Source organism: Paenibacillus sanfengchensis, from assembly GCF_036864765.1.
Lineage (GTDB): Bacteria > Bacillota > Bacilli > Paenibacillales > Paenibacillaceae > Fontibacillus > Fontibacillus sanfengchensis.
The window spans coordinates 15,493-28,976 of the sequence record NZ_JBAGJC010000018.1 but is presented as its reverse complement, the minus strand read 5'-3'; the positions used below and the strand labels follow the sequence as shown (position 1 = coordinate 28,976).

General features: G+C 56.1%; 12 protein-coding genes. 4 read left to right on the top strand and 8 right to left on the bottom strand.

Annotation, left to right across the window (positions count from 1 at the left end; translation table 11 throughout):
* Positions 1–55 precede the first annotated feature (55 nt).
* Both glgP and V4U84_RS23955 read left to right on the top strand, forming a co-directional pair.
* Positions 56–1,678 carry an alpha-glucan family phosphorylase gene (gene glgP, locus V4U84_RS23960; RefSeq protein WP_334078093.1) on the top strand — a complete coding sequence of 541 codons (1,623 nt, stop codon included), beginning with the start codon at positions 56–58 and terminating at the stop codon, positions 1,676–1,678.
* Between the two features lie 155 nt (positions 1,679–1,833).
* Complete coding sequence (locus tag V4U84_RS23955) at positions 1,834–2,997, top strand: phosphodiester glycosidase family protein (protein ID WP_334078092.1); 1,164 nt, start codon at positions 1,834–1,836, stop codon at positions 2,995–2,997.
* A gap of 326 nt (positions 2,998–3,323) precedes the next feature.
* Here the strand turns inward: V4U84_RS23955 and V4U84_RS23950 are convergent, their stop codons facing one another.
* Entirely contained in the window at positions 3,324–4,313 is a 990-nt protein-coding gene (locus V4U84_RS23950; protein ID WP_334078091.1) for a Gfo/Idh/MocA family protein, read from the bottom strand.
* Positions 4,314–4,502: 189 nt separating this feature from the next.
* Here V4U84_RS23950 and V4U84_RS23945 point away from each other — a divergent pair, with 189 nt between their 5' ends.
* Positions 4,503–6,059 carry an Ig-like domain-containing protein gene (locus V4U84_RS23945; RefSeq protein WP_334078090.1) on the top strand — a complete coding sequence of 519 codons (1,557 nt, stop codon included), beginning with the start codon at positions 4,503–4,505 and terminating at the stop codon, positions 6,057–6,059.
* A gap of 83 nt (positions 6,060–6,142) precedes the next feature.
* Positions 6,143–6,916, top strand: coding sequence for an SGNH/GDSL hydrolase family protein (locus tag V4U84_RS23940; protein WP_334078089.1), 774 nt, complete (start codon positions 6,143–6,145; stop codon positions 6,914–6,916).
* A 173-nt stretch (positions 6,917–7,089) separates the two neighbouring features.
* Here V4U84_RS23940 and V4U84_RS23935 read toward each other — a convergent pair whose 3' ends face one another.
* The 7 genes from V4U84_RS23935 to V4U84_RS23905 all read right to left on the bottom strand — a co-directional run bounded on the left by V4U84_RS23935 (position 7,090) and on the right by V4U84_RS23905 (position 13,384).
* Positions 7,090–7,926 (bottom strand): AraC family transcriptional regulator, encoded by an 837-nt coding sequence (locus V4U84_RS23935; protein ID WP_334078088.1) that lies wholly within the window; start codon positions 7,924–7,926, stop codon positions 7,090–7,092.
* A gap of 27 nt (positions 7,927–7,953) precedes the next feature.
* Complete coding sequence (locus V4U84_RS23930) at positions 7,954–8,583, bottom strand: nitroreductase family protein (RefSeq protein WP_334078087.1); 630 nt, start codon at positions 8,581–8,583, stop codon at positions 7,954–7,956.
* Between the two features lie 12 nt (positions 8,584–8,595).
* Complete coding sequence (locus V4U84_RS23925) at positions 8,596–9,585, bottom strand: FecCD family ABC transporter permease (protein ID WP_334078086.1); 990 nt, start codon at positions 9,583–9,585, stop codon at positions 8,596–8,598.
* Positions 9,582–10,589, bottom strand: a complete 1,008-nt coding sequence (locus tag V4U84_RS23920; RefSeq protein ID WP_334078085.1) for a FecCD family ABC transporter permease — start codon at positions 10,587–10,589, stop codon at positions 9,582–9,584. Before V4U84_RS23920 ends, V4U84_RS23925 begins: the two co-directional genes overlap by 4 nt.
* 27 nt (positions 10,590–10,616) lie before the next feature.
* Complete coding sequence (locus V4U84_RS23915) at positions 10,617–11,660, bottom strand: ABC transporter substrate-binding protein (RefSeq protein ID WP_334078084.1); 1,044 nt, start codon at positions 11,658–11,660, stop codon at positions 10,617–10,619.
* A 408-nt stretch (positions 11,661–12,068) separates the two neighbouring features.
* Positions 12,069–12,806, bottom strand: coding sequence for a cyclase family protein (locus V4U84_RS23910; RefSeq protein WP_334078083.1), 738 nt, complete (start codon positions 12,804–12,806; stop codon positions 12,069–12,071).
* A gap of 74 nt (positions 12,807–12,880) precedes the next feature.
* The gene (locus tag V4U84_RS23905) at positions 12,881–13,384 is read right to left on the bottom strand and encodes a CYTH domain-containing protein (RefSeq protein ID WP_334078082.1); all 504 of its coding nucleotides are present in this window, start codon (positions 13,382–13,384) and stop codon (positions 12,881–12,883) included.
* Positions 13,385–13,484 lie beyond the last annotated feature (100 nt).

Here is a 13,484-nt window from a genome sequence, read left to right as displayed (position 1 = left end):
TCCCCCTCTCCATTCCCCCGCATATGATGTGCTATATATCCGAAGGAGGCTGCTCATGAACGAATTGAAATTGCCTACCGTCGCTTACTTCTGCATGGAGTACGGGCTTCATTCCGATTTTAAAATATACGCCGGGGGACTGGGCATCCTGGCCGGGGACTACCTCAAAGGGGCCAAAGATATCGGCGCGCCCATCGTCGGGATCGGCATCAAATGGAAGCAAGGCTATACGGACCAGCGAATTGATGAACACGGGAAGCCTTATGACAGCTACCATAACTATGATTATGATTTTCTCGAGGACACGGGCGTTAGAGTCAGTGTAAAAATTCGGGGCGTCGACGTCCTATGCAAGGTATGGAAAACGGAAAGTTTCGGAAACAACCCGCTATACTTGCTGGATACGGACATTCCCGAAAACGCGGATTCCTGGATCACCGGACAGCTGTACGGCTGGTTCGGCGAGGAGCGGATCGCCCAGGAGATCGTGCTGGGAATCGGCGGGGTGAGGGCGCTTCGGGCCCTTCAGATCCCCGTGGAGGTGTACCACTTCAATGAAGGGCATGCGGCCCTGGCCGCCACGGAGCTGATCCGCGAGAAAATGAGCGCCGGCAACACATTTGAGCAAGCCTGGCTCGCGACACGGGAGGAGGTCGTCTTTACGACCCATACCCCGATCCGGGAAGGCAACGAAGCGCACCCGCTGGAGCGGCTTGAATATATGTCGGCCTTTAACGGACTGACCCGGGAGCAGATGGAGCAAGTCGGAGGAAACCCCTTCAATATGACGGTGGCCGGCCTCCGGCTGTCCCGCATTTCCAACGGGGTTGCCCGGCTGCACGCGGAAACCGCGAACAAGATGTGGCAGGATGTCTCGGGGCGCTCCGAAATCATCGGGATTACCAATGCCATTCATCCCCAGACCTGGGTCGACGAGCGCATCACTCGCGCTTATGAGGAAGGCGGCGATTTGTGGGGCGCCCATATGGAACTCAAGGGGGAACTGCTTGATTTCATCCAGAAGCGAACCGGCATCCCGCTGGATCCCGACCGCCTGCTGATCGGATTTTCGCGCCGGGCGGCTCCCTACAAGCGCAGCGACCTGATCTTTTCCAAGCCGGAAGTGATCGGTCCTTACCTGGAGTCCGGAACCATTCAGATCGTGTTCTCCGGCAAAGCTCACCCGCAGGATGACACCGGCAAGCGGATCATCGGCAGCCTGGTCGCTATGATGAAGAAATATCCGAAAAGCGTCGTCTTCCTGGAGAACTACGACATGACGATCGGTGCCCAGCTCACCCGGGGTTCGGACGTCTGGCTCAACAATCCGCGCAGGCCGTTGGAAGCCAGCGGCACCTCGGGGATGAAAGCGGCGATGAACGGCGTGCTCAACTGCTCCATTCTGGACGGCTGGTGGCCGGAGGCTTGTCAAGACGGGGAGAACGGCTGGCAGATCGGCGGCGGCTTCGAGACGTCCGATTTCGAAGCGCAGGACCGCCACGACTGCGAAGCCCTGTACGACACCCTGTTGGGCAGCGTACTGCCGACCTATTACGAGAACCGGGCTCAATGGGTGCGGATGATGGAAAGAAGTATCGGAACGACCCGTGAAGCCTTCGCCACCAAGCGAATGCTGAAAGAATATTACGACAAGATGTATATCAAAAAAGGCGAATAGAATCACCGTTTTGCCCATGACTTTTCAACCCGCCGGTCTCCTCCCGAGGAAACCGGCGGGTTGAATTTTTTTTAACGAAAATGTGGAGTCGATCCGATATTACATAAGGGGACTTTATGACCTGCATAATCGAATCAAAGGAGTTTATGACCCGCATGAAAAGACCAAGACTCATCCCGCTTCTCCTCCTCTTTTTGGCCCTGACCTTCCTGGTTCCGGCCCAGCTTACCGCCGCTTCGGCCGCCGCGCCCAAGTCCGTAGTGTTGATCGACGGCCAGACCTACCATGCCTTCCTGCCGGTTTCCGCGCTTAAAGGGGACCCTGAGACCTCCCTGCTGTGGAACGAAAGCGAAAAAAGCTTTGAGATCACGGATACCCGAAACCGCGTAAAAGTGTTTGTCGGACAAACCTTCGCGGAGGTCAATGACGCCACGGTCACCTTAACGGACGCTCCGTTCCGGGGAAACGGGACTACTTATGTGCCCCTGCAATTTTTGAGCGAACACCTGGGCTACACACTGGTCTGGAAAAGGAATCCTACCGCGCTCACCCTGAGCCGCGACGGCGACAGTTTCAAAATAACGCTCCCCGCCGTGAAACGGAGCAGCTTGTCCAGCACCGCGTCCCCGATCGTCAGCGCCCGTAAGGCATTCAAGGTCGGGAACAAGTACTTTTCCGTGAAAATGATTACGATTTCTCTGGCGCATCCGAACGTGCACCTGGACGTGGTCATGGCCGGCAATCAGAAGGGGAAGGTCGAAAGCCTGAGCAGTATCGCCAAACGCAGCAAAGCCATCGTTGCCATTAACGGCTCCTATTTCGATGCCTACACGAAAAACAGCTACAAAACACCGTACGGATATATCGTCAGCGGCGGCAAGCTGCAAATGATAGCGTCGGGCGACCGGCGTACCGTCTTCACCTACAATCACAACCTACTTGCCGGAATGATTCCGGGCACAAAGTTCAACGACCTCTTTGCGGAGGGCGATCTGGAAGGCGCCCTGCAGGCGGGACCACGCCTCGTCACCGACGGAAAAGTGGCTCTGAACCTCAGGGGCGAGGGCTTCCGCGACCCGAAAATTTTAAAGGGCGGCAGCACACGCAGCGCCATAGGGCTCACGCGCGACAACAAGCTCATCCTGCTTACGACCAAAAAGGCAACGATGCCGCAGTTGGCGCAAATCATGAGACAGGCCGGAGCGTATCAGGCGATGAACCTCGATGGCGGCGCTTCGAGCGGGCTTTATTATAACGGGAAGTATTTAACGACGCCCGGCCGGAAAATCAGCAATGCGCTCGTCGTGAAATACCAATAATAATTGATTCCACAAAAAACCACCGCATCCATTGTGATGTCGGTGGTTTTTTATGGACTAGCCTACACGTTAATGCCTATTAACGGGAAAACCTCCCGGTAATTGACGGCTGAGGGCCCTTTAAGCTGATTTAACGGGAAAAACTCCGGTTATTTACGCGGTTCCGGCCGCCAATATTCCTCTTTCAGGCGAATTAGCGTGAGTTTTTCCAGTTAATTCACCTCTGCCGCCGGGTAGGGACCATATTTAAGGGAGGAATTCCTGTTAATTGCGTTGAACGGGCTCTGCCCCGGGCAAGAGTTTACCATGAAGGTACACTTACACCCTTAAAACCGGTCCGCCGGGTACTTCAACCCGATCTGCCGCCGGGCTTCCTCCATGATTTCGGCAACGATCAAGGAATTGGCCAGCGTGTTCACACCGCTTTCCCGTCGGCCGCTTTGCGCGAGTTCGATAAACTCCCGCGCCTCGTAGAACATCGACTCCTGCATCTGCGGCTGCCGAAGGTCCTCAACGGTGCCGTCCCGGTACATGATCTTTACATCGTAAGGCTGATTGATCTTATCGATGATCAGCGTGCCGTTCTCCCCTTGAATTTCCGCCGGGGCATAGGAATCGGCGATTTTGGAATACATCACTACGGCATCCATGTCTTCATAGCGCATCAGAATGCTCCCCTCCCCGTCCACGCCGGACGACAGCATCACGCTGGTGGCTTGAAGGGATTCGGGTTTGCCGAACAAAGTCACCATCGGGTACAGGCAGTAAATCCCCAGATCCATCAACGCGCCGTTCGAGTAGGCGGGATTGAACGCGTTCAGAATCGTCCCTTGCTTGAACGCGTCATACCGGGAAGAATACTGGCAGTAGCTGGCAAAGTAACGGCGTACACGCCCGATTTTATACAAATTGTTCGCGATCACCCGGAAATTCGGCATCAATGTGGACTTCATCGCTTCCATCAGCAGCACGTCGTTCTCCTGCGCCGCCCGGATCATCCGCTGCGTCTCTTCCACATTCGAAGCAAAAGGCTTCTCGCACAGCACATGCTTCCCATGGTTCATGCACAGAATGGCCTGCTCGGCGTGATACGAATTGGGGCTGGCGATATACACCGCGTCCACCCGGTCGCTCGACACCATTTTTTCCAAATCCGTAAATACTTCAGGGTTGCTGTTGTACTTGGCCGCAAAAGCCTCCCCTTTCTCTTCCGTGCGCGAGTAAACGGCCGCCAGCACGAATTGCTCCGTCTCCTCCGCCGCTTGGATAAAGCGTTCCGTGATCCAGTTCGTTCCGATGATTCCGAATCGAAGCACTGAATGCATCCCCCTTTTTCTAATAGCATTATCTGTATTCTCTCATTAGCTGCCCCTTTATGTCCACTTGCCGTCAATAATTGAGACCTAGCTCACAGAAGAATTCTCTCTTTCGTACCTGTTCCAGGACTTTCCCTTCCATCACACTGAAATTGATATGATTTCCAAATTGAGGAGGAGTGATGCAATATGAAAGCACCGATGCGCAGACAAGCCGAGTTGTGGATACTTACCATCCTGATGGCCGTCGGCCTTTGGTACGTCCCCCCGGTGCAAGGGTTTGCTGCCGAAGGTCCGGCAGGCTACGCAGAAGAATGGTCCTGGGAGTTCGGATCGCCGGACAACTACAATGAGCCATCCCAAGTATTGTCCCTGCCCGATCAAGGCTATATCGCTGTAGGCACCGCAACCCCGCGGAATGAAATCTCTCCCTTAGCCAAAATCGTTGCCATCAAAACCGATTCGAGCGGAAATACGGAATGGGAACGTGAATATTTGGATGAAAACTACCCGACTGAGATGTACACCATTCAATCGATGATCCAAACCCGGGATGGCGGATTTTTGATCGGCGGTGGAATGCTCGACAGAAGCGATGGAAGGCCTTTTTCCCGGGCCTATCTGCTCAAGCTGTCGGCAGACGGAGACCCTGTATGGAGCGGGTCCTATGGCGAGTACCGCGGGTATGCACCGATCCAGCGGATCAAAGAAACCCGGAATGGCGGTTTTATCGCCGTTTCCTGGACTTCCAACGCATCGGGTACCCAGCCCGCTTATATTTTGAGGGTCGATGCGGAAGGAACCCCGTTGTGGGATCATTATTACCGCGAATATCAAGAACAGGTGCTCCTTGACGTTGTGGAGACGGAGGATGAAGGATTCTTAGCCGCGGGGTACGCCGTGAAGGAAAACAGTACCTCCTGGCTTCCCTTACTGGTGAAATACGGTCCGACAGGTGAAATTACGTGGAGCAAAACGCTGCCTTACGAGGCGGGCTGGGGCTACGTCCGGCAGTTGGTGCCCGCCCCCGACGGGGACGGGTATTTCATGCTCGACGGCTCCGGACTGTGGAAGTTAACGGAGGATGGTGACGCGGTTTGGCGAAAAGGCTTGGTAGACCCGGAGTTCCCCGAGCTTCTCTCTTACATGAAGCCTACCCCGGACGGCTCGGGCGGTTATCTGATCAGCGGCAGATCGGACCAACGGCATCTCACATTAAAAATCGATGAAGAAGGAACGATCCTCTGGTCCCTGCTTCAAAACCTCGCTCCAAGATTCTACGACGCCGCCCGCACCGACATTCCCCAGGACGGAGGGCTTGTATGGATCACTTCAACTTTCGGTTCGGAACGGCTAAAGCTGGTCAAATACAAAACGGTCGACGAGATTCCTGGGGAAAGCCAATTCTACCTGGATTCCGACGATTACTCCCTTTCTGTCGATACACAGCTGGATATTGTCGCTCTGTTTCAAGCTCCGGACGGCGGGGTTAAATCGGTAACGGAGGCTACTTATTTCACGATCGAGGATCCAAGCATCGCTTCGATCGACGCGAGCGGTAACCTTTCGGGGCTCTCGCCGGGACTCACCCGTGTCATCGCAAAATATGCGGGCTTTACGGATGCGGCCACCGTACTCGTTGTACGACCTTATGTCCCGCCTGCAAACCGAATCGAGGACGTTCCGGCCGATCCGGGCGATCCTTTCGGCACCCCGTCATCGTACCCGAATCCTGCCGGATTCTGATCCGCTTCTTTCCGATCTCCGCTAAGGAAAGCCGCTTGCTTTCCGGTGTGAAACTCAACTACAATTGAAGAAGGAAAACAGCAATGGAACGAGGTGATCCGAAGAGTATGGAAAATCAGGGAAGCCCGGATATGCCGGCCAAATACCTGGTCACTGGAGATTCCATCTCCAAAGGGGTTATTTATGACGAGGTCAAGAACAAATATGTTTTGCTGGAGGACAATTACGTTTCCCTGCTGCAGAACAGATTGAAGGGCGCAGTCCGGAACACCGCCCGGTTCGGCAATACGCTCATGAAGGGTGTGGCCAACCTGCGCAAAGATGTCATGAAAGACAAACCGAACATCGTGCTCATTGAGTACGGCGGGAATGATTGCGACTTTAACTGGAACGAGATTGCAGACAACCCTGAAGGCGAGCACCGCCCGAAAACGGATTTTAATCTGTTCGAAAAAATGCTGACCGAAGCCGTTCAATTTCTGAAAAACCAGCAGATTACCCCCGTACTGATGAGCCTGCCCCCCCTGAATGCGGACAGCTATTTCAAATGGGTCAGCAGGAACAATCCCGATGCCGAGAAGAACATTCTCAAATGGCTGGGCAGTGTGACCAAAATTTATTGGTGGCAGGAGAGGTATAATTCCACGATCCTCAAAGTGTCGGAATTGACCAAAACCAAGTTCATCGATGTGCGCGGAGCCTTCCTGGAGCATCCCGATTTCACCCAATTTCTCTGCTCGGACGGGATTCATCCGAACCAGGCCGGCCATCAAATCATCTCCGACAAAGTGCTGGAGTTCATCCGCATGCACTACGGTCACCTGCTCCGTGATCATGGCGGACTGACGGCGAAATAAACTGTACTCGCGCGTGACAAAAAAAGCCTGCAAATCTGCAGGCTTTTTTTGTCGGATGAAGCCGCTGAGCCGAATTCGACAAAATAGCGCCGTTTAAGGTCGTTTAAGGCCCTTATTGACTCGCCCTTGCCTTGCCTCAAAGAGGAGCTGGAGCTGGCCGCAGACCAATTTGTTCATGATTTAAATTGCTTGATATAAGCCGTCGGGGCCATGCCGACTTCCCGCTTGAATACTCGGCTGAAATAAAACTCGTTTCCAAAACCGGATTCCGCCGCCGCCTCTTTCACAGTAATGCCGGGACGGGAGAGCAGCATCTTCGCATGATGCAGCCGAAGCCGGCTCAAGTATTCTACGGGAGTCGCCCCTTTCTCCCGTTTGAAGCGCCTGGAGTAGGAGCTCGGCGTCAGCCCGGCGATCTCCGCCAGCGTCTCCAGCTGGATTTTGGAACGGAAATGCCGCTGCATGTATCCGATACTGAGCTCCAGTCCGCTGGGCTTTACGGCCGCGCTCCGCTCCTTGAGCTGATCCAGCACCATGCAGAGCAGGCTCTGGCATCGCAGCTGCAACTGCTCGCTGTCAGCCCCGGGCAAGCGGCTGTCCGCATATAGTGCAGCCGCATCCCCCAAAAGCGCGGGTGATCGTACCGGCTCAAGCTTGCCGGCGAATCCCGACCATCCGCCGTCGCCGGGAAGCAGCGGTCCCGCTTGCCAATTCCCCCTCCGCCGCTGCAGCGTCACCGGCCTGAACAACACCAGAAAGCACTCGAGCGATTCGGACTCGAGCATCAACTGCACGGTGGACCCCGGGGTCAGCACAAAGCAATCCCCCTGGCCGACGGTCGCCGTCTTTTCCGGGTCGCTTAAGCTAACCCAGCCTTTCCCCTCTTTCACCATGCAAAGCAGATAGGTCGGAATCTTGATGTCATGGCCATGGCCGGAACTATGAAAAGCGCGGCGATGGATTGAGGAGAACAGCACTACAGGCCTTAGCCCCGCCGCATTCAACGCCATCGGTAGATTCCCCCCTTTCGCCTAAGGTTAATTGGTAAGCGGCAGTCGATCCAGCACGGTCAGCTTCGTTTCCGCCCTGTCTCTTGGCTGAGCGGTAGGGATCGTTTCGGCGTAGCCGATGTACAGTACGCCCACGATTTTTTCCCCCGGCTGGATGCCGAAGGCCGAACGAAAGCGCGGCTCGTGGATGTAATGATTCGTCTTCCAAACGACGCCAATCCCCTGTTCCCAGGCGGCCAGCTGAAAATTCTGGATCAGGCAGCAGACGGCGCCAAAATCCTCTTCCCGCTGTTTATGGCGGGAATCCTCCGTCTGCAGCACGATAAGCTGCGCCGGCAGCGTCGTCAAATACTCGTGACGCTGCGCACCGATCCTGGCTCGCTCCTCGGCGGAATGCGTGCGCAGCACCGCCTCGGCGAAGGCCTCCCTCGCTTCGTCCATCACGAGGATAAAGCGCCAAGGCTGCCGGTTCCCGTGATTCGGCGCCCAAACCGCCGTATTCAGCAAAGCGACAATCTGCTCCTTGCTGACCGGGTCCGGTTTAAACGCACGGACCGTTCTGCGGCTCTTGATCAGGTCGGCCAAAGGATACCGTGGATCAGCCGCCTTCGCCGCCTCTAATTGTTCATCACCTTGCAGGGGTTTTGTTTCAGCCAATCGTTTCGCCTCCTATTGATTTCGGTTCGTATACAGCAGATAAATGAAGAACGGAGCGCCGATCGCCGCCGTAAACACTCCGGCCGGGACATCCAGCGGAAGGAACAACGTGCGTCCGGCCAGATCGGCCAGCAGGACGATCCAGGCGCCAAGCAGCGCCGATACCGGCAGCAGCCGGCCGAAGTCCGCCCCCACCAGCTTGCGGGCCATATGCGGGGCGAGCAGGCCGACGAACCCGATCGCGCCGGCCACCGCGACCGCCGAGCCGGCCAGGGCCACGCTGAGCATGATCTGCAGGAAGCGGACCCGCTGGACGCGGCTGCCGCTGCTGGTGGCGACCTCATCGCCCAGCTGCGAAATGTTCACGTGCCGCTTCATCAGCAGCGCCGCCGGCAGCAGCACGGCGGTCCAGGGCAGCAGTAGCAGCACCTGCTCCCAATTCGCGCCGTAGACGGAACCGGTCAGCCAGGTATAAGCCTGACCGGCGTCGTTGCGCGGATTAAACACAATCATCATCGTCGTGGCCGCCGACATGAGCGAAGACATCCCGACGCCCACGAGGACGAGGCGAAGCGGGGTCACGCCTTTCTTCCAGGCGAACGCGTACAGCAGCAGCGCGGCACCGGCAGCTCCCGCCATGGCGGCTACCGGCAGCCAGCGGATACTGAATACGCCGAGGCCATACGTCATGAAGGCCACCGCCGCCGCGGAAGCCCCCCCGGTCACCCCCAAAATGTCCGGGGATGCCATCGGGTTGCGGGCCACGCCCTGCAGGATGGCCCCGGCGGCGGCCAGGGAAGCGCCTGCCAGCATCGACGTGACGATCCGGGGAAAGCGCAGCTTCTCCACGATCATGGCCTCGGCCTCCGGGCCGGCGCCCGTCAGGCTACCGAGTACCCTGACGGGCGAAATAAACGTTTCGCCCAGACTGGCGCTGAGCAGCGCCGTCAACAGGCAGCCGAACAGCAGCCCATATGGAATCCATCTGTTTCCTCGGTTCATGATTTGCCAAGTCCTCTCCGGGCGATATACATAAAGAACGGGGCGCCGAGCACGGCGGTCATCACGCCGACCGGAAGCTCCTCCGGAATCATAATGAACCGCGCTCCGATATCCGCCAACAGCAGTAGCGCCGCTCCGAATATTCCGCAAAAAGGGATCAGCCAGCGGTGGTCCGTGCCGACCAGATAACGGGCCATGTGCGGTACGACGATGCCGATGAAGCCGATTGGTCCCGCGATCGCCACCGAGCCCCCGGCCAAGATAACGACGATGATGCCGATTCCGATTTTCAGGGCGCCTGTACGCTGACCCAGGCCTTTGGAGGTGTCTTCGCCCATCAGGAGAATGTTCATTCCCCGGGCCAGCAGCCAGGCGGCTCCCCAACAGCCAGCCATATAGGGAAACACGGTGGCGAGTATCTCGGAGGAGCGCCCGGCGATCGTGCCGGTCAGCCAAAACAATACCGAGCCGAGGCTCTGCTGGTCCAACGCCAGGACGCCCTGCGTAAAAGAGGCAAACAGGGCGGTCATGGCCGAACCGGCGAGCACGATTTTGATCGGCGTTAATCCCTCCCTGCCCGCCGACCCCAGCACGTAGACCACTCCCGCTGCCGCTGCGGCGCCAAGGAAAGAAAACCACGTCAACACCTGCAGGTTGGAAACGGACAGCAGCACCGTGGCGCCGACGACGAAGAAGCCCGCGCCCGCATTGATCCCCAGCACGCTTGGAGAAGCGAGCGGATTTCGCGTCAGCGTCTGCATCATCGCCCCCGCGATGGCCAGGCTTGCTCCGACCACCGCCGCGATCAAAGCGCGCGGCAGCCGCGTCGTCCGGATCACGATTTGGTCGGTCACGTTGGGATCGTAGTGAAACAGGGCGTCCCAGGCCGTCTCCGTGCTATAGTTCGTGGCCCCCAGAAGTATGCTTCCGGCCAGCCCCAGCAACAGCACCAGGACCCCTAATATGATGACTGCGGCTCTCCGCCCGCGTATCGCCCCTGTCATTTTTGCCTTCTCCCTATGCCGTATTTTTTACTTGATTCCAAAAATTTCGTAGACATCGTCCAGCATGGCATTCGCCGCCATCACCCCGCCGCTTAGATTCCAGGTAATCATATCCACTTCGATATACTTGCCGTTCTTGACGCCCTTCAGGGTTTTCCAAAGCGGGTGGGACGTCCATTCGTTCTTGGTTTTTAGCGTATCGTTGTCTTCGGGGCTGATGCGGGTGATGTCGAAAATATAATCCCCATCCAATTGCCCCATCTGCTCCTTGGAGGTCAGATTCACAACCGCTTTGCCTTCAACCATCTGGGCTTCCGGACGCCCGATCCCAAGCTCCTTAAAGATCGTTCCGGCAAACCCCGTGGCGTAAAAGCGGGCGCTGCCGTCATCCTCAAACCGGATTATCGAAACTTTCGTATCTTTCAGCTTATCTCCGGCTTTTTGTTTAAAGTCCGCTACGCGGGCGTCCCAATCTTTAATGAGCTGCGCCGCTTCCTTGTCCTTATAAAGCGCCTGGGCGCTGAGCTGGAGGTTATCTTTCCAATCGAAAATTTCCTTGGTAATCAGCGTAGGCGCGATTTCGGACAGTTGAGGATAGATTTTTTCATGGCGCGCCTCCGTACCGATAATCAGATCCGGCTTAAGCGCTACGATGGCCTCCAGATTCGGCTGATTCTCCTCTCCCAGATCCTTGACCCCCTCCATTTTGTCCCGGAGGTAGAGGTACCAAGGCTTCTCTTCCCAGGATTCGACGGCGCCGACTGGCTTCACTCCCAACGCCGCCGTAATATCCACCATGCCGTTAAACAGCACCACGACCCGCTCCGGCTTCTTCTCGAGCGTGATCTCCCCCATGGCATGCTTTATCGTTCTCGGCCCGTCTTCGCTTCCGGAAGTTGTCCCGGTTCCGGTACCATTCCCGGTTCCGGCTTCTTCCGCCGCTTGGGCCGTTTGGGCCGTATTGCCCTTCGTTTCGCCGCCGCTGGCGCTCCCCGCGCTGTTTGAGTTTCCTCCGCAGCCGGCAACCGCCAAGGTTAATATCAGGGCAAATATCATCTTGAAGCTTTTCATTTCATGGCCTCCCGTAATGTCAATTCTATTGATAATGATTATCGATATCAATATACTATCCGACCGTCCTAATGTACATGACTTATTTTGTCCTTTTGACGCACCAATTTTATCCGGTAAGGATCAAAAGACCCATCCTTAGCGGATGGGCCTGTTACTGTTAACCGGGCTAAAAAACCGATGGCTTATAATTTAACGGGATTACCTCCCGTTAAATTACTGCCTTTATGGCTGAAGTGGCTGATTAGCTGGAAAACCTCCCGCTAATGTGTCTGAAACTGCGGGTATTGGCGAAAGGGCCGCGAAATAGATGGAGCTTTTCCGGTTAAATCGGAGCCAAGGGCCAGAAGCGAGAAATTAACGGGAGGTTTTCCCGGTAATAAAAATGAATAAATGATTTTTAAACGATCAGGGCAGGATCGCGAAGGATCGCACCGGGAAGCCGGACGCTCGTTCCGCTTTGGGCACGATATTGAAAATAACCGCCCCCTTGGCGGGAACAAGATCGAGATTTTTCAGCAGCTCAACCTGATACGTATCCCGCTCGAGCACGTAATATTCGGCGAGCAACGCGCCGTTCTTCGTATAATCCGCAGCCGAATCGGTATCAAATGTCTCGTGACCGATCGCTTTAACGCCGCGCTGCCGGAACAGAAACTCCAGTGCCTCCATCGACCAGCCGGGGGCGTGGTTGTTCCCTTCCGAATCTTTGTTCTCGAAGCGTTCCTGGCTCGGCCAGCGCTTGCTCCAATCCGTGCGAAGGGCGACGAAGCTTCCCGCTTCGATCTCGCCGTGTTCGGCTTCAAACACCTCGATGTCCGCAACGGACAGGGAATAGTCGGCGTCGGACGCGGCCTCCTTCGACTTGTCGATGACGACGAGCGGCAGCACCAGTTCCTTGAGCCCTAGTTCGTCGAGATAGCGGGCCTCTCGCACAAAGTGGATCGGGGCGTCAAGATGCGTGCCGTATTGACCGGGAAAGGTGAAGTTCTGGGCAAAAAAGCCGTCGTCGTGCGTGAACAGTGTCTTGAATTCCGCCGCCGCGAAGGCCGCAAAATGCGGGGAATCCGGGCCAAATGTATGAGTCAGGTCGATCCATTCCTTTTGCTTGATCAGTTTAAGTGCCTGCAGCAGTTCGTTCGACATACCTTCACCTCTCGGATTATGTATTTGATCAGTCCGCCCTGAAAGTTTCTTTCCTCCCTCGGGCCAGTGAAGCATTAAATCTGCTTCCTTCCCTGCAATTCGCGCCAAATTCGTTTGTTGCTGTACTGTTTGTCCGTACTGATGTCCGGCCCGAACCATGCGGGAGGGACAAAACGCGTCGCTTCTTCCTCGGAGCCGAACTCGACTTCCAAGACCGCCATCTGGATCTGGTGATAGCTGTCGATTTCAACCTGGATGCCGTTCCACAGGGCTGTAAGCCGTTTTTTGACCAAAGGAACCGCGCGGCGAATATGAATCATCTGCTCGTATAGCCCGGCGGAAATATCGTATTCGATCTCCTCGCGCGCCAAGCCGAAGCCCCGTTTGAAGGTATGCGTATAGGTCACCTCGCCGGTGCCGAGATCCTTGATTTTTCTCACTCTAAGCTCTTCGTCTCCATCCAGGGCCAGATAGGTTTGGTCAATCACCTGTTCTTTCAGGACCTGGATCGCACCTTCTTCCAGCAGCGTTTTCGGATACTCCGGAAGCAGAAATTTCCGTTCGATTTCGAGGGCCATGCTTCATTCTCCTTACTCTGGGATTCTGTATCCAGTTTATCACACATTACCGGTGGGCGACGACCTCAGAAACATAAGGGGGTGGACGGGCGAATGGGTG

Bases quoted from the DNA above. Each gene is read 5' to 3' on its own strand.
- V4U84_RS23940 (WP_334078089.1), top strand. From the start codon at position 6,143: ATGGAACGAGGTGATCCGAAGAGTATGGAAAATCAGGGAAGCCCGGAT.
- V4U84_RS23945 (WP_334078090.1), top strand. From the start codon at position 4,503: ATGAAAGCACCGATGCGCAGACAAGCCGAGTTGTGGATACTTACCATC.
- glgP (WP_334078093.1), top strand. From the start codon at position 56: ATGAACGAATTGAAATTGCCTACCGTCGCTTACTTCTGCATGGAGTAC.
- V4U84_RS23935 (WP_334078088.1), bottom strand. From the start codon at position 7,926: ATGGCGTTGAATGCGGCGGGGCTAAGGCCTGTAGTGCTGTTCTCCTCA.
- V4U84_RS23920 (WP_334078085.1), bottom strand. From the start codon at position 10,589: ATGACAGGGGCGATACGCGGGCGGAGAGCCGCAGTCATCATATTAGGG.
- V4U84_RS23905 (WP_334078082.1), bottom strand. From the start codon at position 13,384: ATGGCCCTCGAAATCGAACGGAAATTTCTGCTTCCGGAGTATCCGAAA.
- V4U84_RS23925 (WP_334078086.1), bottom strand. From the start codon at position 9,585: ATGAACCGAGGAAACAGATGGATTCCATATGGGCTGCTGTTCGGCTGC.
- V4U84_RS23955 (WP_334078092.1), top strand. From the start codon at position 1,834: ATGAAAAGACCAAGACTCATCCCGCTTCTCCTCCTCTTTTTGGCCCTG.
- V4U84_RS23915 (WP_334078084.1), bottom strand. From the start codon at position 11,660: ATGAAAAGCTTCAAGATGATATTTGCCCTGATATTAACCTTGGCGGTT.
- V4U84_RS23910 (WP_334078083.1), bottom strand. From the start codon at position 12,806: ATGTCGAACGAACTGCTGCAGGCACTTAAACTGATCAAGCAAAAGGAA.